15 protein-coding genes and 2 pseudogenes are annotated in these 22,950 nt (G+C 69.3%); 11 read left to right on the top strand and 6 right to left on the bottom strand.

The genetic code is table 11. The features are described 5' to 3' along the window. Positions 1-59 precede the first annotated feature (59 nt). The 11 genes and pseudogenes from uvrB (at position 60) to ACZZ9K_RS02815 (ending at position 14,227) form a co-directional block, all read left to right on the top strand. Entirely contained in the window at positions 60-2,132 is a 2,073-nt protein-coding gene (gene uvrB / locus ACZZ9K_RS02865; RefSeq protein WP_138804005.1) for an excinuclease ABC subunit UvrB, read from the top strand. Continuing rightward, positions 2,122-3,039 (top strand): SDR family NAD(P)-dependent oxidoreductase, encoded by a 918-nt coding sequence (locus tag ACZZ9K_RS02860; protein ID WP_138803554.1) that lies wholly within the window; start codon positions 2,122-2,124, stop codon positions 3,037-3,039. The genes uvrB and ACZZ9K_RS02860 overlap by 11 nt, the downstream gene beginning before the upstream one ends. Positions 3,040-3,087: 48 nt before the next feature. Next, positions 3,088-6,129: an excinuclease ABC subunit UvrA gene (uvrA, locus tag ACZZ9K_RS02855; RefSeq protein ID WP_349848565.1), complete on the top strand. Its 3,042-nt coding sequence runs from the start codon at positions 3,088-3,090 to the stop codon at positions 6,127-6,129. Continuing rightward, positions 6,130-8,161, top strand: a pseudogene (gene uvrC / locus ACZZ9K_RS02850) (excinuclease ABC subunit UvrC). It abuts the gene before it with no gap. A gap of 103 nt (positions 8,162-8,264) precedes the next feature. Next, positions 8,265-9,164: an RNase adapter RapZ gene (gene rapZ / locus ACZZ9K_RS02845; RefSeq protein WP_027465691.1), complete on the top strand. Its 900-nt coding sequence runs from the start codon at positions 8,265-8,267 to the stop codon at positions 9,162-9,164. A 75-nt stretch (positions 9,165-9,239) separates the two neighbouring features. Then, positions 9,240-10,220, top strand: a complete 981-nt coding sequence (gene whiA / locus ACZZ9K_RS02840; RefSeq protein ID WP_027465690.1) for a DNA-binding protein WhiA — start codon at positions 9,240-9,242, stop codon at positions 10,218-10,220. 269 nt (positions 10,221-10,489) lie between these two features. Continuing rightward, positions 10,490-11,494, top strand: a complete 1,005-nt coding sequence (gene gap, locus ACZZ9K_RS02835) for a type I glyceraldehyde-3-phosphate dehydrogenase (RefSeq protein ID WP_027465689.1) — start codon at positions 10,490-10,492, stop codon at positions 11,492-11,494. A gap of 3 nt (positions 11,495-11,497) precedes the next feature. Then, a pseudogene (locus ACZZ9K_RS02830) lies at positions 11,498-12,703 on the top strand (phosphoglycerate kinase); the annotation flags it as partial. A 9-nt stretch (positions 12,704-12,712) separates the two neighbouring features. Further along, positions 12,713-13,492 (top strand): triose-phosphate isomerase, encoded by a 780-nt coding sequence (tpiA, locus tag ACZZ9K_RS02825; RefSeq protein WP_138803551.1) that lies wholly within the window; start codon positions 12,713-12,715, stop codon positions 13,490-13,492. 111 nt (positions 13,493-13,603) lie between these two features. Continuing rightward, entirely contained in the window at positions 13,604-13,855 is a 252-nt protein-coding gene (gene secG / locus ACZZ9K_RS02820) for a preprotein translocase subunit SecG (protein ID WP_017887256.1), read from the top strand. A gap of 3 nt (positions 13,856-13,858) precedes the next feature. Next, positions 13,859-14,227 (top strand): RNA polymerase-binding protein RbpA, encoded by a 369-nt coding sequence (locus ACZZ9K_RS02815; RefSeq protein ID WP_110862753.1) that lies wholly within the window; start codon positions 13,859-13,861, stop codon positions 14,225-14,227. Positions 14,228-14,531: 304 nt separating this feature from the next. On the opposite strand, the gene pgl is transcribed toward ACZZ9K_RS02815, so the two are convergent. The 6 genes from pgl to tkt form a co-directional block, all read right to left on the bottom strand. Beyond that, positions 14,532-15,302, bottom strand: a complete 771-nt coding sequence (pgl, locus tag ACZZ9K_RS02810) for a 6-phosphogluconolactonase (protein WP_463443283.1) — start codon at positions 15,300-15,302, stop codon at positions 14,532-14,534. A 100-nt stretch (positions 15,303-15,402) separates the two neighbouring features. Beyond that, a complete protein-coding gene (locus ACZZ9K_RS02805) occupies positions 15,403-16,347 on the bottom strand; it encodes a glucose-6-phosphate dehydrogenase assembly protein OpcA (RefSeq protein WP_071244913.1) in 945 nt (314 codons plus the stop codon). Further along, positions 16,344-17,882 (bottom strand): glucose-6-phosphate dehydrogenase, encoded by a 1,539-nt coding sequence (gene zwf, locus ACZZ9K_RS02800; RefSeq protein WP_463443282.1) that lies wholly within the window; start codon positions 17,880-17,882, stop codon positions 16,344-16,346. The genes ACZZ9K_RS02805 and zwf overlap by 4 nt, the downstream gene beginning before the upstream one ends. A gap of 22 nt (positions 17,883-17,904) precedes the next feature. Beyond that, a complete protein-coding gene (locus ACZZ9K_RS02795; RefSeq protein WP_463443281.1) occupies positions 17,905-19,503 on the bottom strand; it encodes a glucose-6-phosphate isomerase in 1,599 nt (532 codons plus the stop codon). Continuing rightward, the gene (gene tal / locus ACZZ9K_RS02790; RefSeq protein ID WP_463443280.1) at positions 19,503-20,615 is read right to left on the bottom strand and encodes a transaldolase; all 1,113 of its coding nucleotides are present in this window, start codon (positions 20,613-20,615) and stop codon (positions 19,503-19,505) included. Before tal ends, ACZZ9K_RS02795 begins: the two co-directional genes overlap by 1 nt. A 138-nt stretch (positions 20,616-20,753) precedes the next feature. Further along, complete coding sequence (gene tkt / locus ACZZ9K_RS02785; RefSeq protein ID WP_111046387.1) at positions 20,754-22,847, bottom strand: transketolase; 2,094 nt, start codon at positions 22,845-22,847, stop codon at positions 20,754-20,756. Positions 22,848-22,950: the final 103 nt, after the last annotated feature.

Genomic DNA, 22,950 nt, shown 5'->3' with positions numbered 1-22,950 from the left:
GCGAGCAGGGGCCCTCGGTGTCAGGGGTGCCGACTACCGTTGTCCCCATGGGTGTTGCGATCGAACCGACCCGAGCGGTGCGTCCGTTCGAGGTCATCAGCGAGTACTCGCCGAGTGGCGACCAGCCCGCGGCCATCGCGGAACTCGCCGGGCGGATCAACGCCGGTGAGACCGACGTCGTGCTGCTGGGTGCGACCGGCACCGGCAAGTCGGCGACGACCGCGTGGCTCATCGAGCAGGTGCAGCGGCCGACGCTGGTGCTCGCGCACAACAAGACCCTCGCGGCCCAGCTCGCCAACGAGTTCCGCAGCCTGATGCCGAACAACGCGGTCGAGTACTTCGTCTCGTACTACGACTACTACCAGCCCGAGGCGTACGTCCCGCAGACGGACACCTTCATCGAGAAGGACTCCTCGGTCAACGCCGAGGTCGAACGACTCCGGCACTCCACGACGAACTCGCTGCTCAGCCGGCGCGACACCGTGGTGGTGTCGACCGTCTCCTGCATCTACGGTCTCGGCACCCCCGAGCAGTACATGAACGCATCGGTCGCGCTCCACGTCGGCCAGACGATCTCGCGCGACCAGCTCGTCCGCAAGTTCGTCGCCATGCAGTACCAGCGCAACGACGTCGACTTCGCCCGGGGCACGTTCCGCGTGCGCGGCGACACCATCGAGATCATCCCGATGTACGAAGAGCACGCGATCCGCATCGAGATGTTCGGCGACGAGATCGAAGCGCTCTCGTCGCTGCACCCCCTCACCGGCAACGTCATCGACGACCTGCCCGCCGTGTCGATCTTCCCGGCCTCGCACTACGTCGCGGACACCGACGTGATGCACCGGGCGATCGCCTCCATCAAGGAAGAACTCGCGGAACGGCTCGCCGAGCTCGAGGGCCAGGGCAAGCTGCTCGAGGCCCAGCGCCTCCGGATGCGCACCACGTTCGACATCGAGATGATGGAGCAGATCGGGTTCTGCTCGGGCATCGAGAACTACTCGCGGCACATGGACGGCCGTGGTCCGGGCGAAGCACCGCACTGCCTCATCGACTACTTCCCCGACGACTTCCTCATCGTGATCGACGAGTCGCACGTCACCGTGCCGCAGATCGGCGCGATGTACGAAGGCGACGCCTCGCGCAAGCGCACCCTCGTCGAGCACGGGTTCCGCCTGCCGAGCGCGATGGACAACCGCCCCCTGAAGTGGGAGGAGTTCCTCGAGCGCGTCGGGCAGAAGGTCTACCTGTCGGCCACCCCCGGGCGCTACGAGCTCGGTGTCACCGACAGCGTGGTCGAGCAGATCATCCGCCCGACCGGCCTGATCGACCCCGAGATCGTGGTCAAGCCGAGCGACGGCCAGATCGACGACCTGCTCGAGGAGATCAAGCAGCGGGTCGAGAAGGACGAGCGCGTCCTCGTCACCACGCTGACCAAGCGCATGGCCGAGGAACTCACCGACTTCCTCGGGAACGCGGGCGTGCGTGTCCGGTACCTGCACTCCGACGTCGACACCCTCAAGCGCGTCGAGCTGCTGACCGAGCTGCGGCAGGGTGTCTACGACGTGCTCGTCGGCATCAACCTGCTGCGCGAGGGCCTCGACCTGCCCGAGGTGTCGCTCGTGGCGATCCTCGATGCCGACAAGGAAGGCTTCCTCCGCTCGTCGACGTCGCTCATCCAGACGATCGGTCGCGCTGCCCGCAACGTGTCGGGCCAGGTGCTCATGTACGCCGACAAGATGACCGACTCGATGAAGACCGCGATCGAGGAGACCGATCGCCGTCGTGAGAAGCAGGTCGCCTACAACCTGGAGCGGGGCATCGACCCCCAGCCGCTGCGCAAGAAGATCGCCGACATCACCGAGGTCCTGCAGCGCGAGAACGACGACACGAAGGCGCTCCTGCAGGGTCGCCCGGGCAGTGACGGCCGTCGGTCGCCCACGCCGAACCTCAAGCGCGGCGGCATCGCGGGCGAGGGCGCGACGCAGCTCGGCGCCACCATCGCCGACCTGAACGACCAGATGCTGCAGGCTGCGGCCGAGCTGAAGTTCGAGCTCGCGGCGCGACTGCGCGACGAGGTGCAGGACCTGAAGAAGGCCCTGCGCCAGATGGAGGCGGCCGGGCATGTCAGCTGACGGCGCCCGCACGGTCGTCGTCACCGGTGCGAGTGCCGGGCTCGGGTACCACGCCGCCGAGCAGCTCGCCGCGGCGGGGCACCGTGTGGTGCTGGCCACGCGCGACCGCCACCGGGCGGAGGCCGCCGAGCGCAGCATCCGGCGGCACGTCGACGGGGCCTCGCTCGCCCACGTCCACCTCGACCTCGCCGACCTCGACTCGGTCGACGCTGCCGCCGACGAACTCGCCGCGCTGGAACCCGGCGGCGTCGACGCGGTCGTGAACAACGCCGGGGTCGTCGGGGCGTCCACGCGGGGGAGCACGGCGCAGGGCACCGAACTGCAGATCGGCACGAACCACCTCGGACACTTCGCGTGGACCGCGCTGGTCCTGCCCCTGCTCGAACGACGAGCCGGCCGGGTCGTGCACCTCGGGTCTATCGCCCACCGGTTCGCCCAGCTCGACGCGACCGATCCGCTCGGGGTCGGTCGGTACTCGAGCCACCGCCAGTACGCCAGGAGCAAGCTCGCGGTGATGCTGTTCGGCTTCGAGCTCGCCGAACGACTGGCCGACTCGGGGTCGTCCGTGTCGAGCGTCGTCGCGCACCCCGGCCTGTCGCTCGACCGACTGTCACCGGCACGCCCGGACGTCAGCCCGACACGACCCGAACCCGAGTGGATCCGCCCGGCACAGCGCATCGTCGCCCAGGGCAAGGACATCGGCGCCCAGCCGCTCGTCCACGCTGCCGTCGGTGCGGACGTGCGCTCCGGGGAGTACTGGGGCCCGGCAGGCTGGATGCAGCTCCGTGGCGCGGCCACGGTGGTCGCGGCCGAACCACGGGCGCACGACAGGACGGTCGCAGCGCAGCTCTGGGCGGCGAGCGAGCGTGCATCCGGTGTCGCGTTCGCTCTCGACGCACTCGTCTGACCCTCCATCCCGGCCGAATGTCGGTGCCGCTTCGTAGAATCGACGACGATGACCATCACCTCTGACCCCGGTACCTCGACGTCGGGCCGGAACGCCTTCGGCGAGCCCGCTGACCTCCACCTCCCCGGCGGGACCGCACCGCACAGCACCTCCACGCTCAGCGTGCGCGGCGCTCGCGTGCACAACCTCCGTGACGTCGACCTCGAGATCCCCCGCGACTCGCTCGTCGTGTTCACCGGCCTGTCCGGCTCGGGCAAGTCCTCGCTGGCGTTCGACACGATCTTCGCCGAGGGGCAGCGCCGGTACGTCGAGTCGCTGTCCGCCTACGCGCGCCAGTTCCTCGGCCAGGTCGACCGCCCCGACGTCGACTTCATCGAGGGGCTCTCGCCGGCGGTGTCGATCGACCAGAAGTCGACCAACCGCAACCCCCGGTCGACCGTCGGCACGATCACCGAGGTCTACGACTACATGCGTCTGCTCTGGGCGCGCATCGGGGTCCCACACTGCCCGACGTGTGGCGAGGTGATCAGCAAGCAGACCGTGCAGCAGATCGCCGACCAGCTCATGCAGTTCGAGACCGGCACCCGGTTCCAGGTCCTCGCGCCCGTCATCTCCAAGAAGAAGGGCGAGTTCGTCGACCTCTTCCAGGAGCTCGCGGCGTCCGGTTACGCCCGCGCGATCGTGGACGGGGAGCGCATCCAGCTCAGTGACCCGCCCAAGCTCAAGAAGCAGGTCAAGCACGACATCTCGGTCATCGTCGACCGCCTGGTGGCGGGCGACGACATCCTCGGTCGTCTCACCGACTCGCTCGAGACCGCTCTGCGCCTGACCGACGGCACCGTCGGCATCGACCTGGTGGACCACGAGGGGCCCGGAGCGGTCCGGACCTACTCCGAGAACCTCTCGTGCCCGAACAACCACCCGCTCGCGCTCACCGAGATCGAGCCGCGCACGTTCTCGTTCAACGCGCCGTTCGGCGCGTGCCCCGAGTGCTCCGGCCTCGGGACGCGCATGTCGGTCGACCCCGACCTGGTGCTCGGCGACCCCGAGGCCTCGTTGCGTGACGGCGTCCTGCTGCCCTGGACGGGGACGAGCGGGCTGTACTCCTACTTCGACAAGCTGCTCGGCGGCCTCGGCAAGGAGCTCGGCTTCTCGCTCGACACCCCGTGGAACCAGCTCGACCCCGCGGTGCAGGCGTCGATCCTGACCGGCAAGGACTTCCAGGTGTCCGTCTCCTGGCGCAACCGGTTCGGCCGCGAGATGCGGTACACGAGCGGGTTCGAAGGCGTCATGCCCTACATCGAGCGCAAGTTCGCCGAGGCCGAGTCGGACTCGCAGCGCCAGCGCTTCCAGGGCTACCTGCGCGAGGTCCCGTGCCCGGTGTGCGAGGGAACCCGCCTCAAGCCCGAGGTGCTCGCGGTGACGGTCAACGACCGCAGCATCGCGGACGTCACCGACATGTCGCTCGACAACGCGTACTCGTTCATGGACGAGCTGACGCTGACCGACCGTGAAGCGCACATCGCCGCCGCGGTCCTCCGCGAGATCCGCGCACGCCTCGAGTTCCTGCTCGAGGTCGGCCTGAACTACCTCACGCTCGCGCGTGGTGCCGGTGGTCTGTCCGGCGGCGAGGCGCAGCGCATCCGACTCGCGACGCAGATCGGTTCCGGGCTGACCGGTGTGCTCTACGTGCTCGACGAGCCCAGCATCGGCCTGCACCAGCGCGACAACCGTCGACTCATCGACACCCTGGTCAAGCTCAAGGACCTCGGCAACACGCTCATCGTCGTCGAGCACGACGAGGACACGATCCGCACGGCCGACTGGGTCGTCGACATCGGCCCCGGCGCCGGCGTGAACGGCGGCAACGTCGTGCACTCCGGCTCGTACGAGGGCATCATCGAGAACCGTGAGTCGATCACCGGCGACTACCTCGCCGGCCGACGCGCGATCGAGGTGCCGGCCGAGCGCCGCAAGGTCAACCTGAAGCGCGCCATCACCGTGCAGGGTGCCCGCGCGAACAACCTCAAGTCGATCGACGCGGACTTCCCCCTCGGTGTGTTCACCGCGGTCACGGGCGTCAGCGGGTCCGGCAAGTCCACGCTGGTGAACGACATCCTGTACAAGGTGCTCGCCAACCAGCTCAACGGTGCACGGCACATCGCGGGCAAGCACACCCGGGTGAAGGGCCTCGACCAGCTCGACAAGGTCGTGCACGTCGACCAGGCACCGATCGGCCGGACGCCACGGTCGAACCCCGCGACCTACACGGGCGTGTTCGACCGCATCCGTCAGCTGTTCGCCGAGACGCAAGAGGCCAAGACCCGCGGCTACCAGCCCGGCCGCTTCAGCTTCAACGTCAAGGGTGGCCGCTGCGAGAACTGCGCGGGCGACGGCACGATCAAGATCGAGATGAACTTCCTGCCCGACGTCTACGTCGCGTGCGAGGTCTGCGGTGGTGCGCGCTACAACCGCGAGACGCTCCAGGTCCACTACAAGGGCAAGAACATCTCCGAGGTCCTCGACATGCCGATCAGCGAGGCGGCCGAGTTCTTCGAGCCGATCTCGGCGATCCACCGGTACATGGCGACCCTCGTCGACGTGGGCCTCGGCTACGTGCGCCTGGGCCAGAGCGCGACCACGCTCTCCGGCGGCGAGGCGCAGCGCGTCAAGCTCGCCACCGAGCTGCAGCGTCGCTCGAACGGCCGCACGGTCTACGTGCTCGACGAGCCGACCACCGGTCTGCACTTCGAGGACGTCCGCAAGCTGCTCCTCGTGCTGCAGAGCCTGGTCGACAAGGGCAACACCGTCATCACGATCGAGCACAACCTCGACGTCATCAAGTCCGCCGACTGGCTGATCGACATGGGTCCCGAGGGCGGGTCCGGCGGCGGGACGGTCCTGGCGACGGGCACCCCGGAACACGTGGCGACCGTGCCGGAGAGCCACACCGGTGTCTTCCTGCGCGAGATCTTCGACGCGCAGGACGCCCGGGTCGGCAAGCAGCAGGCGGTCGGCGCACGCCAGGCCACCCAGAAGCAGCAGGGCACGACCAAGAAGGCGAGCAAGCAGAAGGCGGGTGCTCGCTAGGTGGCGGACACCGTCCCGTGGCGTCCGAAGGCGGGGGAGATCCCGACCGACCCGGGCGTCTACCGCTGGCGTGACGAAGCCGGTCGGGTGCTCTACGTCGGCAAGGCGAAGAACCTCCGCGCCCGGCTGAGCAACTACTTCGCGCCGCTGCCGACGCTGCACGAGCGCACGCGGCGCATGGTCCTGACGGCGCGCAGTGTCGAGTGGACGACGGTCGGCTCCGAGATCGAGGCACTCCAGCTGGAGTACACCTGGATCAAGGAGTTCGACCCGCCGTTCAACGTCAAGTTCCGCGACGACAAGTCGTACCCGTACATGGCGGTCACCCTGGGTGACGAGGCGCCGCGGGTGATGGTGACGCGCAACCGCAGGATCAAGGGCGCGAAGTACTTCGGTCCGTACCCGAAGATCTGGGCGGTGCACGACACCATCGACCTGATGATCAAGGTCTTCCCGATCCGCACGTGCTCGGACTCGTCGTACAAGAAGGCGATGCAGACCGGCCGCCCGTGCTTCCCGGGGCAGATCGGCAAGTGCGGTGGCCCCTGCTCGCAGAAGGTCACGATCGAGGAGCACCGCGCCCTCGTCGAGGAGTTCGTGCGCTTCATGAACTCGTACGACCGTCGGGTCATCACCGAGCTCCGGCAGCGCATGGGGGCTTCGGCCGACGCGATGCAGTACGAGCAGGCCGCGAAGTACCGCGACCAGGTCGAGGCGCTCGAAGCCGTGCTCGAGAAGTCCGCCGTGGTGCTCCGCGACTCGGTCGACCTCGACCTGTTCGGCATCGCGGAGGACGAGCTCGCCGCGGCCGTGCAGCTGTTCTCCGTCCGTGGTGGCCGCATCCGCGGTGTCCGCGGCTGGGTGGTCGACAAGGAGCTCGACATCGCCACGGGCGACCTCGTCGAGCAGATCGTGCAGGGCGTCTACGTCACCGACGAGCCCCCGCGCGAGGTCGTCGTCCCCGAACTGCCGGAGGACGCGGACGCGCTCCAGGAGTGGCTCAGCAAGCGTCGGAACGGGCGCGGCACGAAGCTGAGCACCGCACAGCGCGGCGATCGCGCCGGTCTCGCGCGGACGGCCGCGCAGAACGCCGGGCAGGCGCTCATGCTCTACAAGACCAAGCGTTCGGCCGACTACACCACCCGGGCCGCGGCACTGGCCGACATCCAGGATGCCCTCGGCATGACCGAGGCGCCGCTCCGCATGGAGTGCTACGACATCTCGCACCTGCAGGGCACGAACGTCGTCGCGTCGATGGTGGTGTTCGAGGACGGTCTGCCGCGCAAGGACCAGTACCGCCGGTACTCGATCGCCGAGACCACCGACGACACCGACAGCATGTACCAGGTGCTCTCGCGGCGCCTGGCGCGGCTGGACGAGGACGCCGAGCTGCCGGACGTCCCGGACGTCACGACCGACGAGGTCGTCGAGGGGGTCGAAGCCGACGAAACGGTTCGCGTACCGCCCGCAGCTGCTCATCGTCGACGGCGGCCAGCCCCAGGTGCAGGCCGCGAAGCGCGCGATGGACGAAGCCGGCGTGCACGACATCGCCCTGGTCGGCATCGCCAAGCGGCTCGAGGAGCTCTGGCTGCCCGACGACGACTTCCCGGTCATCCTGCCCCGCAACTCCGAGGCGCTCTTCCTCATCCAGCGCATCCGTGACGAGGCGCACCGGTTCGCGATCACCCACCAGCGCAGCAAGCGGAAGCGGGACGTCCGGTCGCGGTTGTCCGAGATCCCCGGTCTCGGCCCGAGCCGCGTCAACGCCCTGCTGAAGCACTTCGGTTCGGTCGCCCGGCTGCGCGAGGCCACGGCCGAGGACATCGGCGAGGTGAACGGGATCGGCCCGGCGACCGCTGCCGCCGTGGTCTCGAAGCTGGCCCAGACGCCGACGAGCGCACCGGCCACGAGCGCGTCGAGCGCCCCCGAACCGGACGCCGACGCGATCGCGGACACCGGAACCGTCACCGATCCCGGAGGCCCCGTGCGGGTCCCCGAGGTGACCGACGACGGTCCGCAGCGACCGTCGTGACGAACCCCGCGCCTCCCGGCCGTCACCGGGCGGTAGCCTGGTCCGGCAGCCGAGACCTCCCCGGGCGACGCGCCCGGGCCGCCACGACGGAGCCCACTCCCAGATGACCGACAGCGCCACCGCGACCACCCACGCGTCGCAGCACGACATCCTCATCGTCACCGGCATGTCCGGTGCCGGGCGGTCCACCGTCGGCAAGGCCCTCGAAGACCTGGGCTGGTACGTGGTCGACAACCTGCCCACGCAGATGCTGGCCCCGCTGACCGAGCTGGCCGACCGCGCGGGGGAGAAGATCCCGAAGATCGCCACGGTGGTCGACGTCCGAGGCGGGCGGTTCTTCACCGACCCCGAGCACGCGGTCGAGCAGGTCCGCTCGAGCACGTCCGCGCGGGTCCGTGTGCTGTTCCTCGAGGCCACCGACGCCGTGCTGGTCCGGCGCTTCGAGCAGGTCCGTCGACCCCACCCGCTCCAGGGCGAGGACACCCTGCTCGACGGCATCGCCCGCGAACGGGCGCGTCTCGCCGGCCTCCGCGAGGCGTCCGACGTGGTGATCGACACCTCCGACCTCAACATCCACCAGCTCGCGAACACCGTGATCGAGCACTTCGCCGACGAGCACTTCGTGGGTGTCCAGGTCACGCTGATGAGCTTCGGGTTCAAGTACGGACTGCCCGCCGACGCCGACATGGTGGCCGACGTGCGGTTCCTCCCGAACCCCTACTGGGTGCCGGAACTGCGGCCCCACACCGGGCTCGACCAGCCGGTTTCGGACTACGTCCTGGCCCAGGCCGGAGCCCGTCCGTTCGTCGATCGCTACGCCTCCGTCCTCGAGCCGGTGTTCGAGGGGTACCAGCGCGAGAACAAAAGACACGCTACGATCGCCATCGGCTGTACCGGCGGGAAGCACCGCTCGGTCGCCATCGTCGCCGAGTTGGCGAACCTCCTCCGCGGGATGCCAGGCGTCGCCGTGCGTGTGAAGAACCGAGATCTCGGCCGGGAGTGACCGTCCCTCCGGCCGCTCCCACGCCCGTGCCGCCGGATCTGCGGGAACCACTGAACGAACGTTAGGAATGATGCTGTGCCGTTGACTGCCGAGGTCAAGGACGAACTGGCCAGGGTCGCCGTGAACCGCAACACGGTCCGCGCCGCCGAACTGGCCACGATCCTCCGGTTCGCAGGTGGTCTGCACGTCATCTCGGGCCGCATCGCGGTCGAGGTCGAGCTCGACACCCGGATCATCGTGCACCGGGTCCGCAAGGACCTCGCCGAGCTCTACGGCGTGCGCAGCGAGGCGTCGGTGGGATCGTCCGCGTCCGCCCGCCGTGGCACCCGCTACCTGGTCCGCGTGCTCGAGGCGGGGGAGACCCTCGCCCGCCAGACCGGCCTGATGGACGCTCGTCGTCGCCCCGTCCGCGGGCTGCCGAACCGCCTCACCACGGGCAACCGCGAAGACCTCGCCGCCATCTGGCGCGGCGCCTTCCTGGCCTCCGGCACCCTGACCGACCCGGGTCGGGCCGCAGCGCTCGAGGTCACCTGCCCCGGCAACGAGGCCGCGATGGCCCTCGTGGGTGCCGCGTCGCGTCTCGGGGTCGCCGCCAAGGGCCGAGAGGTCCGCGGGGTGCACCGCGTCGTCATCCGCGACGGCGAGGCCATCGGTCAGATGCTGACCGTCATGGGTGCCGCGCGCACCACCGCCGACTGGGAGGAGATGCGCCAGCGTCGCGAGGTCCGCGCGACCGCGAACCGCCTGGTCAACTTCGACGACGCGAACCTCCGCCGTTCCGCGCAGGCCGCCGTGGCAGCATGCGCCCGGGTCGAGCGTGCGCTCGAGATCCTCGGCGACGAGGTCCCCGACCACCTGCAGTACGCCGGCACCCTGCGCCTGCAGCACCGCGACGCCTCGCTCGACGAGCTCGGCCAGCACGCGGACCCGCCCATGACCAAGGACGCCATCGCCGGTCGCATCCGTCGCCTGCTGGCGATGGCCGACAAGCGGGCTTCCGACCTCGGCATCCCGGGCACCGAAGCGAGCGTTCCCGAGGAGCTCGAAGGGGCCTGAGAGCGGTCTGTCGACCCTGCGGACGGGAGGCGCGGTGCCAGCTGGCACCGCGCCTCCCGTCCGTTTGCGGACCCGTTCTCGGACCCGTTCCCGGCCTGGTCGGCGACCGTCCGGACGGACCGTCATCTCGCTCGGGCACGCAGTGTCCGACTGCTAGGGTCGTTACGGCGACGTTACGGGGCGTATCGTCCACCACACGCGGGCCCGCCAGGGTGCGCGACTCCCGAAAGCAGCGCCCCCTGGGCGCTCCACACTCACCAGGAGATCCATTGACCGTCAAGATCGGTATCAACGGCTTCGGCCGCATCGGCCGTAACTTCTTCCGGGCCGCCCTCGCGAAGGGCTCCGACCTCGAGATCGTGGCGGTGAACGACCTCACCGACAACGCGTCGCTCGCCAACCTGCTGAAGTTCGACTCCATCACGGGGAAGCTCCCCGCGACCGTCGAGCTCGACGGCGACAACATCGTCGTCGACGGCAAGGCCATCAAGGTCCTCGCCGAGCGCGACCCCGCCAACCTCCCCTGGGGCGAGCTGGGCGTCGACATCGTCATCGAGTCGACCGGTTTCTTCACCAAGGCCGCCGATGCGCAGAAGCACATCGACGCCGGTGCCAAGAAGGTCATCATCTCCGCCCCGGCCTCGGGTGACGACGTCACCATCGTGCTCGGCGTGAACGAGGGTCAGTACGACCCCGCGAACCACCACATCATCTCGAACGCGTCCTGCACCACGAACAGCCTCGCGCCGCTCGCCAAGGTGTTCCACGACAAGTTCGGCATCGAGCGTGGCCTCATGACGACGGTGCACGCCTACACCGCCGACCAGAACCTGCAGGACGGCCCGCACAAGGACCCCCGTCGTGCCCGTGCCGCCGCGCTGAACATCGTGCCGACCTCGACCGGTGCTGCGAAGGCCATCGGCCTCGTGCTCCCCGAGCTCGCCGGCAAGCTGGACGGCTTCGCGCTGCGCGTCCCGGTCCCCACCGGGTCGATCACCGACCTCACCCTCGAGACCAAGTCCGAGGTCACCGTCGACGAGATCAACGCCGCCTACAAGGAGGCCGCAGAGGGCCCCCTCAAGGGCATCCTGCTCTACAGCGAGGACCCGCTGGTGTCGACCGACATCACCACGGACCCGCACTCCTCGATCTACGACTCCGGCCTGACCAAGGTCATCGGCGGCCTCGTGAAGATCACCTCGTGGTACGACAACGAGTGGGGCTACTCGAATCGCCTCGTCGACCTCACCGAGTACGTCGGCGAGCGTCTGTAACACATGGCCCTCCGCACCCTCGAGGACCTCGGCGACCTCGCCGGCAAGCGCGTCGTCGTCCGTTGTGACCTGAACGTCCCGCTCAAGGACGGCACCATCACGGACGACGGCCGCGTCCGCGCGTCGCTGACCACGCTGAACACCCTCGTCAACGCCGGCGCACGCGTCATCGTGATCTCGCACCTGGGCCGCCCCGACGGGGAGCCCAAGCCCGAGTTCTCGCTCGCACCGGTGGCCCAGCGGCTCTCCGAGCTGCTCGGCAAAGAGGTCACGTTCGTCGGCGAGACCGTCGGCGACGAAGCGACCGCCGCGGCCGAGGCCCTCGAGGACGGCGACGTCCTGCTGCTCGAGAACCTCCGCTTCAACCCGGAGGAGACCTCGAAGGACGCCGCCACGCGCGGTGCCTTCGCGGACCGCATCGCCGCCATCGGTGACGCCTTCGTCTCCGACGGCTTCGGTGTCGTGCACCGCAAGCAGGCCTCGGTCTACGAGCTCGCGTCCGCACTGCCCAGTGCAGCCGGTTCGCTGATCGAGACCGAGCTCCGCGTGCTCGAGCGACTGACCAAGGACCCGGAGCGCCCCTACACGGTGGTGCTCGGCGGCTCGAAGGTCAGCGACAAGCTCGGAGTCATCGACCACATCCTGCCGAAGGTCGACACCCTCTGCATCGGTGGCGGCATGCTCTTCACGTTCCTCGCGGCCCAGGGCCACGGGGTCGCGAAGTCGCTGCTCGAGGCCGACCAGCTCGACGTCGTCCGCGAGTACCTCTCGCGGGCGAAGGAGCTCGGTGTCACCATCGACCTGCCGACCGACGTCGTGGTGGCCTCCGGCTTCGCGGCCGACGCCGACCACGAGACGGTGGCGGCCGACGCCATCGAGTCCTCGTCGTTCGGCACGGACGGCATCGGCCTCGACATCGGCCCGGAGACCGCAGCGCGGTTCGCCTCGGCCGTCTCGGGTTCGAAGACCGTGTTCTGGAACGGTCCGATGGGCGTGTTCGAGTTCCCGGCCTTCGCCGCCGGCACGAAGACCGTCGCGCAGGCGCTGACCGAGGTCGACGGCCTCGGTGTCGTCGGTGGTGGCGACTCCGCTGCCGCCGTGCGGTCGCTCGGCTTCTCGGACGACCAGTTCGGCCACATCTCGACCGGTGGCGGTGCGAGCCTCGAGTTCCTCGAGGGCAAGTCGCTGCCCGGTCTCGAAGCTTTGGGGGTGGACCGCATGACCCGGACGCCACTGATCGCCGGCAACTGGAAGATGAATCTCGATCATCTCCAGGCCATCGCCACCGTGCAGAAGCTCGCGTGGACGCTCAAGGACGCCCGGCACGACTTCGACGACGTCGAGGTCGCGGTGTTCCCGCCGTTCACCGACCTGCGGAGCGTCCAGACGCTCATCTCGGCCGACAAGCTGCCGATCCACTTCGGTGCGCAGGACCTGTCGCAGTTCGACTCCGGTGCCTACACCGGTGACGTCTCCGGCGCGTTCCTCGCGGCGCTCGACGCCCAGTACGTCATCGTCGGCCACTCCGAGCGGCGCACGCTGCACGGTGAGACCGACCAGGTCGTCGCAGCGAAGACCGCAGCGGCCGTCAAGCACGGTCTCGTCCCTGTCGTGTGCGTCGGCGAGACCGGCGAGCAGCGCGAGGAGCGCGGCGCCGGCGTCGTGCCGGTCGAGCAGCTCCGCGTCGTGCTCGACGCGGTGAAGCCCGCTGACATCGTCGTGGCGTACGAGCCCGTCTGGGCCATCGGATCCGGCCAGGCGGCCACGGCCGAGCAGGCGCAGGACGAGTGCGCGGCCATCCGTCGTGGCATCGCGGCAGCGTGGGGCGACCAGGCTGCTGCCGACACCCGGGTGCTCTACGGTGGCTCGGTCAAGTCGGGCAACATCGCGGGCTTCCTCCGCGAACCCGACATCGACGGTGCGCTCGTCGGTGGTGCTTCGCTCGACGTGCAGGAGTTCGCGGCCATCGCGCGGTTCCGTCAGCACGTCGGGCTGTAGTCCACAGGCGACCTCGTCGCGGGCAGTCGTCCGCACCACTCCCGTCCAGGTACCGGCCGTGCTCCGCGCGGCCGGTACACTGGTACGGCTGACTGACACGAAAGGTACGTCGTGGCGATACTCTCCGTCGTGCTGCAGGTCCTGCTCGCAATCACGAGCCTCCTGCTCACGCTCCTCATCCTGCTGCACAAGGGCCGCGGTGGTGGCCTCTCCGACATGTTCGGCGGTGGGGTCACGAGCAACCTCGGTGCGTCCGGCGTGGCCGAGCGCAACCTCAACCGCATCACGGTGATCCTCGGTCTGGTCTGGATCGTCTCCATCATCGTGCTCGGTCTCATCAACAAGTTCACGGCGGGGGTCTGATCCATGGCAAGCGGAGGCAGTGCAATCCGAGGGTCTCGCGTCGGTGCGGGCCCGATGGGCGAACAGGACCGCGGGGTCCAGGCCGAGCGCGTGGCGATCTCGTACTGGGACGCCCTGGGCAACGAGGTCGTGCGGTACTTCGCCGCGAACCTGCCCGACGAGGAGATCCCCGAGACGGTGGACTCGCCGTCGAGTGGTCTGCCGGCCGGGCGCGACAAGGAGAACCCTCCCGTGGTCTCCAAGACGGAGCCCTACAAGACCCACCTCGCGTACGTGAAGGAACGCCGCACCGAGGAAGAGGCAGCCCAGCTCCTCGAGGACGCGCTCCAGCAGCTCCGAGAGCGTCGCGGCACTGCGGCGAAAAAGAGCTAGCGCACGCACGTTGACGAAGGCCCCTGCACCCATGGTGCGGGGGCCTTCGTGCGTCCGGGGGAGTGCTGGCAGCGCTCTGCGCGCGGGTGCCGGGTTCGCCGAGTGGTCACGACACGCCGTGTGCGGTGTGCCGTGGTGGCGCGTTCTGTCGCCTGCGGCGCCCGCGGCCGACGGTTCGTGACCCCTCGGCGTCGCGCCGGCGGGGTGTCGCGACCGTTCGGCGCCGGCAGTGGGCGCGACCACAGACGGACAGGAGGCCCGGTGCCAGCTGGCACCGGGCCTCCCGTCCGTCAGGAACGCGCGTCTAGTACGTCGACGCGATCAGGTTCTCGGGGACATCGCGCGCGGCGTCCTGGTCCACGAAGAAGACCGTGCGCTTGCGACCCTGCACGCCACCGACGGGCACGTCTTCGATCGACGCACCCGCGAGGGCCAGCCCGAGGACCGAGGCCTTCTCGGCACCGGAGAGGATCACCCAGACGCGCTGCGAGGCGTTGATCACCGGGAAGGTGACGGTCAGACGCTGCGCCGGCGGCTTGGGGGAGTCGTCTACCGACACGACGGCACGGTCGGTGACGGTGAGCTGCGGGAACTCCGGGAAGAGCGAGGCAGTGTGTCCGTCAGGGCCGACACCGAGCAGCGTGATGTCGAAGCGCGGAGCGACGGCACCCTCGGGCGCGGCGTCCTGCAGCTCGCGCTCGTACTGGGTCGCAGCGGCCTCGATGTCGAGCCCACCGTCCGACGCCGGCATCGGGTGGATGTTCGACGCGGGGATGTCGACGTGGTCGAAGAAGTCGGTCTGCGTGCCGATCGTGTTGCGGTCGGCGTCGTCCGCCGGAACCCAGCGTTCATCGACCCACCAGACGTGCACCTTCGACCAGTCGACGCTCTCACGCGCCGGCGACTGGCCGATCGCGGCGAGGACCAGGGAGGACACCGAGCCACCGCTGATCGCGATGTCGGCACGCTCCTGCTCGTCGAGCACGTCGATGATCTTGGTGATGAAGCGTGCGGCGACCGAAGCGCCGAGGGCCTGCTTGTCCGGGTGCACGAGCACCCGCCGTTCGTTGGTCACGTGACTCCCGTGTTCGTGGCGGCCGACCGGTCGTCCGACCGCCTTCGGTCCGGTCGGGCCGCCTGCAGCAGACAGGCGGCCCGACCGTGTGGGGTGTTGATCAGCGGGCGATGGTCTCGCGCAGCTGGGGCACCCCGTGCTTGACGACGTCTCCGAAGAGGACGTCCGGGTCGAGTCTACGGAGTTCCTCGGCCAGGCAGTCGCGCAGGTTGCGGCGTGGCAGCGACAGGTCGTGCGTCGGCTGCCCGGGCATCGAGAGCGTGGCGACGTCCACCAGGGACCGCTCGAGCTCGATGGTGCCGGACTCGCGCACGAGCTTCACGCCGTGGATGCCGCTCGACCCCGTCGCGCGCGGCGACGTGACGACGGACACCGGTACCCGGAGCTGCAGCTGGAGCCAGGCGGCGAGGAGGATCGTCGACGGGCTGTCGGACGCTCCGGAGACCTCGACCGCGGTGATCGGCTCGTACGGCGGCTGGTCGAGCGCCGCGGCGAGCTGGTTGCGCCACAGGGTCAGACGGGTCCACGCGAAGTCGGTGTCGCCCGGCACGTAGGACGCACCGAGCGCCTCGATCGCGCCGTTCGGGTCCTTCTGCGCGGCCGCGTCGGTGATCCGTCGCTGCGCGATGCGGCCGAGGGCCGACGCCGCGGGCTGCTCGGGAGCGGTCTGCGGCCACCAGGCCACGACGGGTGCGTCCGGCAGCAGGAGGCCGGTGACCAGGCTCTCCTCGTCGGTCGCGGTCTCGCCGTACGCACGGAGGACGATGACCTCGCTCGCGCCTGCGTCGCTGCCGACGCGGATCTGCGCATCGAGGCGGCCGGGGGACTTCGTGTCACCGCTGTTCTTCGAGACGATGATCACGCGCATCGGGTGCTCGCGGGACGCCTCGTTCGCCGCCTCGATCGCCTCTTCCTCGTGGCCGAGGGCCGTCGAGATGATGAGGGTCAGCACGCGGCCGAGGGCGACGGCGCCGCCCTCTTCGCGGATGCGGACGAGCTTCTTCTGGATCTTCGACACGGTGGTGTCGGGCATGTCGATCTTCACGGACGCCTCCAGGTCCGACCGTCGCGGGCGAGCAGGGCGTCGGCGGATGCCGGGCCCCACGTGCCGGGACGGTACTGCTCGGGCTGGCCCTGCGTGGCCCAGAAATCCTCGATGGGGTCGAGGATCTTCCAGGACAGCTCGACCTCCTGGTGCCGCGGGAACAGCGGCGGGTCACCGAGGAGCACGTCGAGGATGAGTCGCTCGTACGCCTCGGGGGATGCTTCGGTGAACGCGTGGCCGTAGCCGAAGTCCATCGTCACGTCGCGCACCTGGGTGCCGACGCCGGGGACCTTCGAGCCGAAGCGGAGCGTGACGCCCTCGTCCGGCTGGACACGGATGACGAGCGCGTTCTGACCGAGCGGGGACTGCGTGTTGCCGTAGACGTCCTCGGGGACGCGCTTGAACACGATTGCGATCTCGGTCACACGACGACCGAGACGCTTGCCCGCGCGCAGGTAGAACGGGACGCCCTGCCAGCGGCGCGTCGCGATGTCGAGCTTGATGGCCGCGTAGGTCTCGGTGCCGGACTCGGGGTTCATCCCGGCCTCTTCGAGGAAGCCGAGCACCTTCTCGCCGCCCTGCCAGCCGCCGTCGTACTGCCCGCGGGCGGTGGCGGTCGACAGGTCCTCGGGCAGACGGACGGCGGAGAGCACCTTCTCCTTCTCGGCACGCAGATCGGCGGCCTTGAACGAGACGGGCTCCTCCATCGCGGTGAGCGCGAGGAGCTGCAGCAGGTGGTTCTGGATGACGTCGCGCGCCGCACCGATGCCGTCGTAGTACGCGGCACGCCCGGCGACGCCGATGTCCTCGGCCATCGTGATCTGCACGTGGTCGACGTAGTTCGAGTTCCAGATGGGTTCGTACATCTGGTTCGCGAACCGGAGCGTCAGGAGGTTCTGGACGGTCTCCTTGCCGAGGTAGTGGTCGATGCGGAACACGTCGTCGGGCGCGAAGACGCTCTCGACGATCGCGTTGAGCTCGCGCGCGGTGCGGAGGTCGGAGCCGAACGGCTTCTCGACGACCACGCGGCTCCAGGATCCCTCGCGCTTCTCGGTCAGCCCGGACAGCTTCAGCTGCTCGGTGACGACCGGGAACATCTTCGGCGGGATCGACAGGTAGAACGCGTGGTTGCCCAGCGTCCCGCGCTCGGCGTCGAGGTCGTCGACGGTGCGCTTGAGCTCGCGGAACGCCTCGGGGTCGTCGAACGAGCCCTGCACGAAGCGGATGCCCTGTTCGAGCTGACGCCAGACGTCCTCGTCGAACGGGGTGCGGGAGTGTTCCTTGACGGCGTCGTGGACGAGCTGGGAGAAGTCTTGGTCCTCCCAGTCGCGACGAGCGAACCCGACGAGCGCGAACCCCGGGGGCAGGAGCCCCCGGTTGGCCAGGTCGTAGACCGCGGGCATCAGCTTCTTGCGTGACAGGTCGCCCGTCACGCCGAAGATGATGAGCGTGCTCGGTCCCGCGATCCGGTTCAGTCGACGATCCGTCGGCAGCCGGAGCGGGTTGTGCTCCGGGGTGATTGCCACCGGTGACATGGGTCGGTGAACTCCTTACGAGTCAGTGGGAGACGGCGGACGCGATCGCCGCGGTGGCGGCGTGGACGTCCGACGTCGTGAGGGTGAGGACCGGCCGGCCGTGCTCCGCGAGGACACTCGCGTCGCCGGCTGCCTGAGCCCGGAGGAGCTGCCCGAACGTGAACGGCCGACCCGGGATCGCCAGGTCGTCTGTTTCGTCGGCCACGATCTGCAGGAACACTCCCGTGGCGGGGCCGCCCTTGTGGTACTGGCCGGTCGAGTGCAGGAACCGCGGACCGTACCCGAAGGTGACGGGTCGCTCCGTTCGCGCCGCGATCGCGTCGCGCAGCGACTCGAGGCCGCTGTTCGTGGTGCGGTCCACGTACGCCTGCACCGACACGTAGCCGGTCGGGTCGAGTGCGGACAGGAGGCCCGACACGGCTTCCGAGAGCGTCGCACCGACCGCGAGTCCTGGCGTCGCGCGGACGGCGATGCCGTCCTCGGAGAACGCCGGCTCCGCCGGAGCGGGGCGGTCGTCGAGCAGCGCGCGGGTCGCGACCTTGGCGGCCTCGACGTCGGGCTGGTCGAACGGGTTGATGCCGAGCAGGCGACCGGCGACCGCGACGGCGTACTCCCAGACGAGGATCTGGCCACCGAGCGTGCCGGTGATCTCGACCTCGCCCTCGGCCACGTGACGCTCGTCCTCGCGCGAACCGACCAGGCGGATGACCTGGACGTCGGGCAGGCCGGCGGTGACCTCGGGGGAGTCCGCGTGCAGCACGACGGGCAGCAGGCCGCGGCCGTCCTTGCCGGTCGACTCCGCGATCAGCTGTTCGACCCAGTCGCCGAAACCGACGATGTGCGTGCCGTCGGGCACGATGGCGATCTTGTCGCGCAGCGGCTCGGTGCCGGCGAGGACCGCACCGAGCACGAGCCCGGGGTTCTCGTCCAGGTCGACCGAGAGCAGCGCGGAGATCGCGTCGGCCTCGTCGAGGAGTTCGGCGATGTCCGCTCCCGCGAGCCCGGACGGCACGAGGCCGAAGGCGGTGAGCGCAGAGTAGCGGCCGCCGACCGTGGGGTCGGCGGTGAAGACGCGGTACCCGGCGTCGATCGCAGCGGCCTCGAGCGCGGAGCCCGGGTCGGTGACGACGACGATGCGGCGGGCGGGGTCGATGCCCGCGTCGCGGAAGGCCTGCTCGTAGACACGACGCTGCGAATCGGTCTCGAGCGTCGAGCCGGACTTCGACGAGACCACGAGCACGGTGCGCTCGAGGTCGGTCGTCACGGCCGCGCGGACCTGTGCGGGGTCGGTCGAGTCGAGGACCGTGAGGGGCACGCCGGCGGTACGCGTGATGACCTCGGGTGCGAGGGACGAGCCGCCCATGCCGGCGAGGACGACGTGGTCGACCCCTTCGGCACGGAGCGACTCGCGCAGCGCGGTCACCTCGGCGACGAGCGGGCGGGAGACCGAGACGGCCTCCACCCAGCCGAGGCGCTTCGACGCCTCGGCCTCGGCGGCGGTTCCCCACAGATCGGCGTCCTGGGCGGTGATGCCCGAGGCCACCAGGTCAGCGACGAGCCGCGGGACCACCTGTTCGATGGCCCGCGCGGCATCGCCGCTGGCTGCGATGGAAACCGTCACTACTTGGCGCCCTCGAGCGCTGCCTTGACGGTGTCGACGAGCTCGCCCCAGGAGACGATGAACTTGTCCACGCCCTCCTTCTCGAGCAGTGCGACGACCTCGTCGTAGTCGACGCCCTGTGCGGCGAGCTGGTCGAGGACCTGCTGCGCCTGGTCGAACGTGCCGGCGATGGCGTCGCCGTGGATCTCACCGTGGTCGAACGTGGCGTCGAGCGTCTTGCCCGGCATCGTGTTGACGGTGTTCGGGGCGGCGAGCTCGGTCACGTAGAGCGTGTCGGGGAGCGACGGGTCCTTGACACCGGTCGAGGCCCAGAGCGGACGCTGCGTGTTGGAGCCGGACTCGAGCAGGCCGAGGGCACGCTCGGAGGCGAACGCCTCGGTCCAGACCTGGTAGGCGAGCTGCGCGTTGGCGATGCCGGCCTTCGACTTGAGGGCCTTGGCCTCGTCGGTGCCGACGGCGTCCAGGCGCTTGTCGATCTCGGAGTCGACGCGCGACACGAAGAAGGACGCGACCGAGTGGATCTTGGAGAGGTCGTGGCCGGCGGCCTTGGCCTTCTCGAGCCCGCCGAGGTAGGCGTCGATGACGGCGCGGTAGCGCTCGAGCGAGAAGATCAGGGTGACGTTGACGGAGATGCCGGCGCCGATCACCTCGGTGATCGCCTCGAGACCCTCGAGCGTCGCCGGGATCTTGATGAGGACGTTCTCCTTGCCGACCTTCTCGAACAGGAACTTGGCCTGCTCGATGGTCTTGGCGGTGTCGTGCGCGAGGCCCGGCTCGACCTCGATCGAGACGCGGCCGTCGAAGCCCTTGGTCTCGTCGTAGATCGGCTTGAAGACGTCGGAGGCGTTCGCGACGTCCTGCGTGGTGATCTCGAAGATCGCGTCGGTGACGTCGGTGCCCGCAGCTGCGAGCTCCTTGACCTGCGAGTCGTAGCGCTCACCCTTGGCGAGGGCCGACGCGAAGATCGTCGGGTTGGTCGTCACACCGACGACGTTCTTCTGCTCGATGAGCTCGGTGAGCTTGCCGGTCTCGAGGAGCTCGCGGGAGAGGTCGTCGAGCCAGATGCTCACGCCGACCGCGGAGAGGGCGGCGGTGGGGGTGTTCTCAGCCATGTGTTTCTCTTCTTCTTTCATCGACGGGTCCGTGAGGACCGTGAGTCGGGGTTTCGGGGACGGGAGGCCCGTGGCGGAACCGAGCCGGGCCTCCCGGAAGAAGGGCCGGATCCGGAAACCGGACCCGGCCCTTGCAGGTCAGGAAGCTGCGATCGATTCCTTCGCGGCGGCCACGACGTGCTCCGTCGTGAAGCCGAACTCCTTGAAGAGCGTCTGGTAGTCGGCCGAGGCACCGAAGTGCTCGATCGAGACGCTGCGGCCCTTGTCGCCGACGATGTCGCGCCAGCTCATGGCGATGCCGGCCTCGACCGACACGCGAGCGGTGACGTCCTTCGGGAGCACCTGGTCCTGGTAGTTCTCGGACTGGGCGCGGAACCACTCGATCGACGGGGCGCTCACGACGCGGGCGTTGATGCCCTCGGCCTTGAGCTGCTCGCGTGCCTCGACCGCGATCTGGACCTCGGAACCGGTCGCGATGAGGATGACGTCCGGGGTGCCGTTGGGCGCCTCGGCCAGGATGTACGCACCCTTGGCGACGTTCTTCGCCGAGGCGAAGACCTCACCGGAGGCGTCACCCTCGCCACGCTCGAACACGGGGAGGTTCTGACGGCTCAGCGCGATGCCGGCCGGGCGGTCGGTGTGCTTGAGCATCTCGAGCCACGCGTACGCGACCTCGTTGGCGTCGGCCGGGCGGACGACGTCGAGACCGGGGATCGCACGGAGCGAGGAGACCTGCTCGATCGGCTGGTGCGTCGGGCCGTCCTCGCCGAGGGCGATGGAGTCGTGGGTCCAGACGTAGATCGCCGGCGCCTGCATGAGCGCGGCGAGACGGACCGCCGGACGCATGTAGTCGCTGAAGATGAGGAACGTGCCGCCGAAGGGGCGGGTGTTCCCGTGCAGGACGATGCCGTTGAGGATCGAGCCCATGGCGTGCTCGCGGATGCCGAAGTGCAGCACGCGGCCGTACGGGTCGGTGCTCCACGTCGACGTCGAGGCCTCGGCCGGACCGAAGGACTTGGCGCCCTCGATCGTGGTGAGGTTCGACTCGGCGAGGTCGGCGGAACCGCCCCAGAACTCGGGCATCAGCGGCGCGATGGCGTTGATGACCTTGCCGGAGGCGGCACGGGTCGAGACGGCCTTGTCGGTCGGGAAGACCGGGAGCGCTGCTTCGAGGCCCTCCGGGAGCTCCTTCGACTGGACACGGTCGAACAGTGCCTTCTTGTCGGCGTTGGCCGCGGCCCACGCGTCGAAGGACTTCTGCCACTCGGCGTGCTCGGCCTGGCCCTTGGCGACGGCGCCGCGGGTGTACTCGAGGACCTCGGGGGCGACCTCGAAGGTCTTGTCGGTGTCGAAGCCGAGGATCTCCTTGAGGCCCTTGATCTCGTCGGCGCCGAGCGCCGAACCGTGGATCTTGCCCGAGTTCTGCTTGGTCGGCGACGGCCAGCCGATGATCGTCTTGAGGACGATGAGCGACGGCTTGTCGGTGACCTGCTTGGCGGCCTCGATCGCGGCGTGGAGCTCCTCGACGTCCTCGGAGTACTCGCCGGTCTTCTTCCAGTCGACGATCTGGACGTGCCAGCCGAGCGCCTCGTAGCGGTCGGCGACGCTCTCGGAGAACGCGATGTCGGTGTTGTCCTCGATCGAGATCTGGTTCGAGTCGTAGAACGCGATGAGGTTGCCGAGCTGCTGACGGCCGGCGAGCGAGCCGGACTCGTTCGTCACGCCTTCCTGCATGTCACCGTCGCCGGCGATCACGTAGGTGTAGTGGTCGAACGGCGACTGGCCGGCCGGGGTCTCCGGGTCGAACAGGCCGCGCTCGAAGCGCTGGGCGTAGGCGAAGCCGACCGAGGACGCGAGGCCCTGGCCGAGCGGGCCCGTGGTGATCTCGACACCGTCGGTGTGGCCGTACTCCGGGTGACCCGGGGTCTTCGAGCCCCACTTGCGCAGGTGCTGCAGGTCGTCGATCTCGAGCCCGTAGCCGTGCAGGTAGAACTGCACGTACTGGAGGATCGAGGCGTGACCGGCGGAGAGGATGAAGCGGTCGCGGCCGATCCAGGTGGAGTCGCTCGGGTCGCGACGCATCACCTTCTGGAAGAGCAGGTGGGCGAGCGGAGCGAGGCTCATCGCGGTGCCGGGGTGACCGTTGCCGGCGGCCTCGACCGAGTCGGCGGCGAGAACGCGGGCCGTGTCGACGGCCTTCCGGTCGATGGCGTCCCAGGTGAATTCAGCCACTTGGATGTTGACCCTTCTTGATGCGACATGTGCGAGGGCTCGTGCCATCGCACGGACATGTGGCCATCCCGGGGCCGAGTCGTGTCGCCGTCTAGCGGCGGCC

The organism is Curtobacterium sp. AC268 (assembly GCF_979258745.1).
The sequence above is the reverse complement of the archived record's forward strand: the minus strand, read 5'-3'. Positions and strand labels throughout refer to the sequence as shown.

What these genes read in the sequence shown, in the direction of transcription:
- ACZZ9K_RS02860 (WP_138803554.1), top strand. Translation starts at nt 2,122, where the DNA reads ATGTCAGCTGACGGCGCCCGCACGGTCGTCGTCACCGGTGCGAGTGCC.
- uvrA (WP_349848565.1), top strand. Translation starts at nt 3,088, where the DNA reads ATGACCATCACCTCTGACCCCGGTACCTCGACGTCGGGCCGGAACGCC.
- rapZ (WP_027465691.1), top strand. Translation starts at nt 8,265, where the DNA reads ATGACCGACAGCGCCACCGCGACCACCCACGCGTCGCAGCACGACATC.
- tpiA (WP_138803551.1), top strand. Translation starts at nt 12,713, where the DNA reads ATGACCCGGACGCCACTGATCGCCGGCAACTGGAAGATGAATCTCGAT.
- ACZZ9K_RS02815 (WP_110862753.1), top strand. Translation starts at nt 13,859, where the DNA reads ATGGCAAGCGGAGGCAGTGCAATCCGAGGGTCTCGCGTCGGTGCGGGC.
- zwf (WP_463443282.1), bottom strand. Translation starts at nt 17,882, where the DNA reads ATGTCACCGGTGGCAATCACCCCGGAGCACAACCCGCTCCGGCTGCCG.
- tal (WP_463443280.1), bottom strand. Translation starts at nt 20,615, where the DNA reads ATGGCTGAGAACACCCCCACCGCCGCCCTCTCCGCGGTCGGCGTGAGC.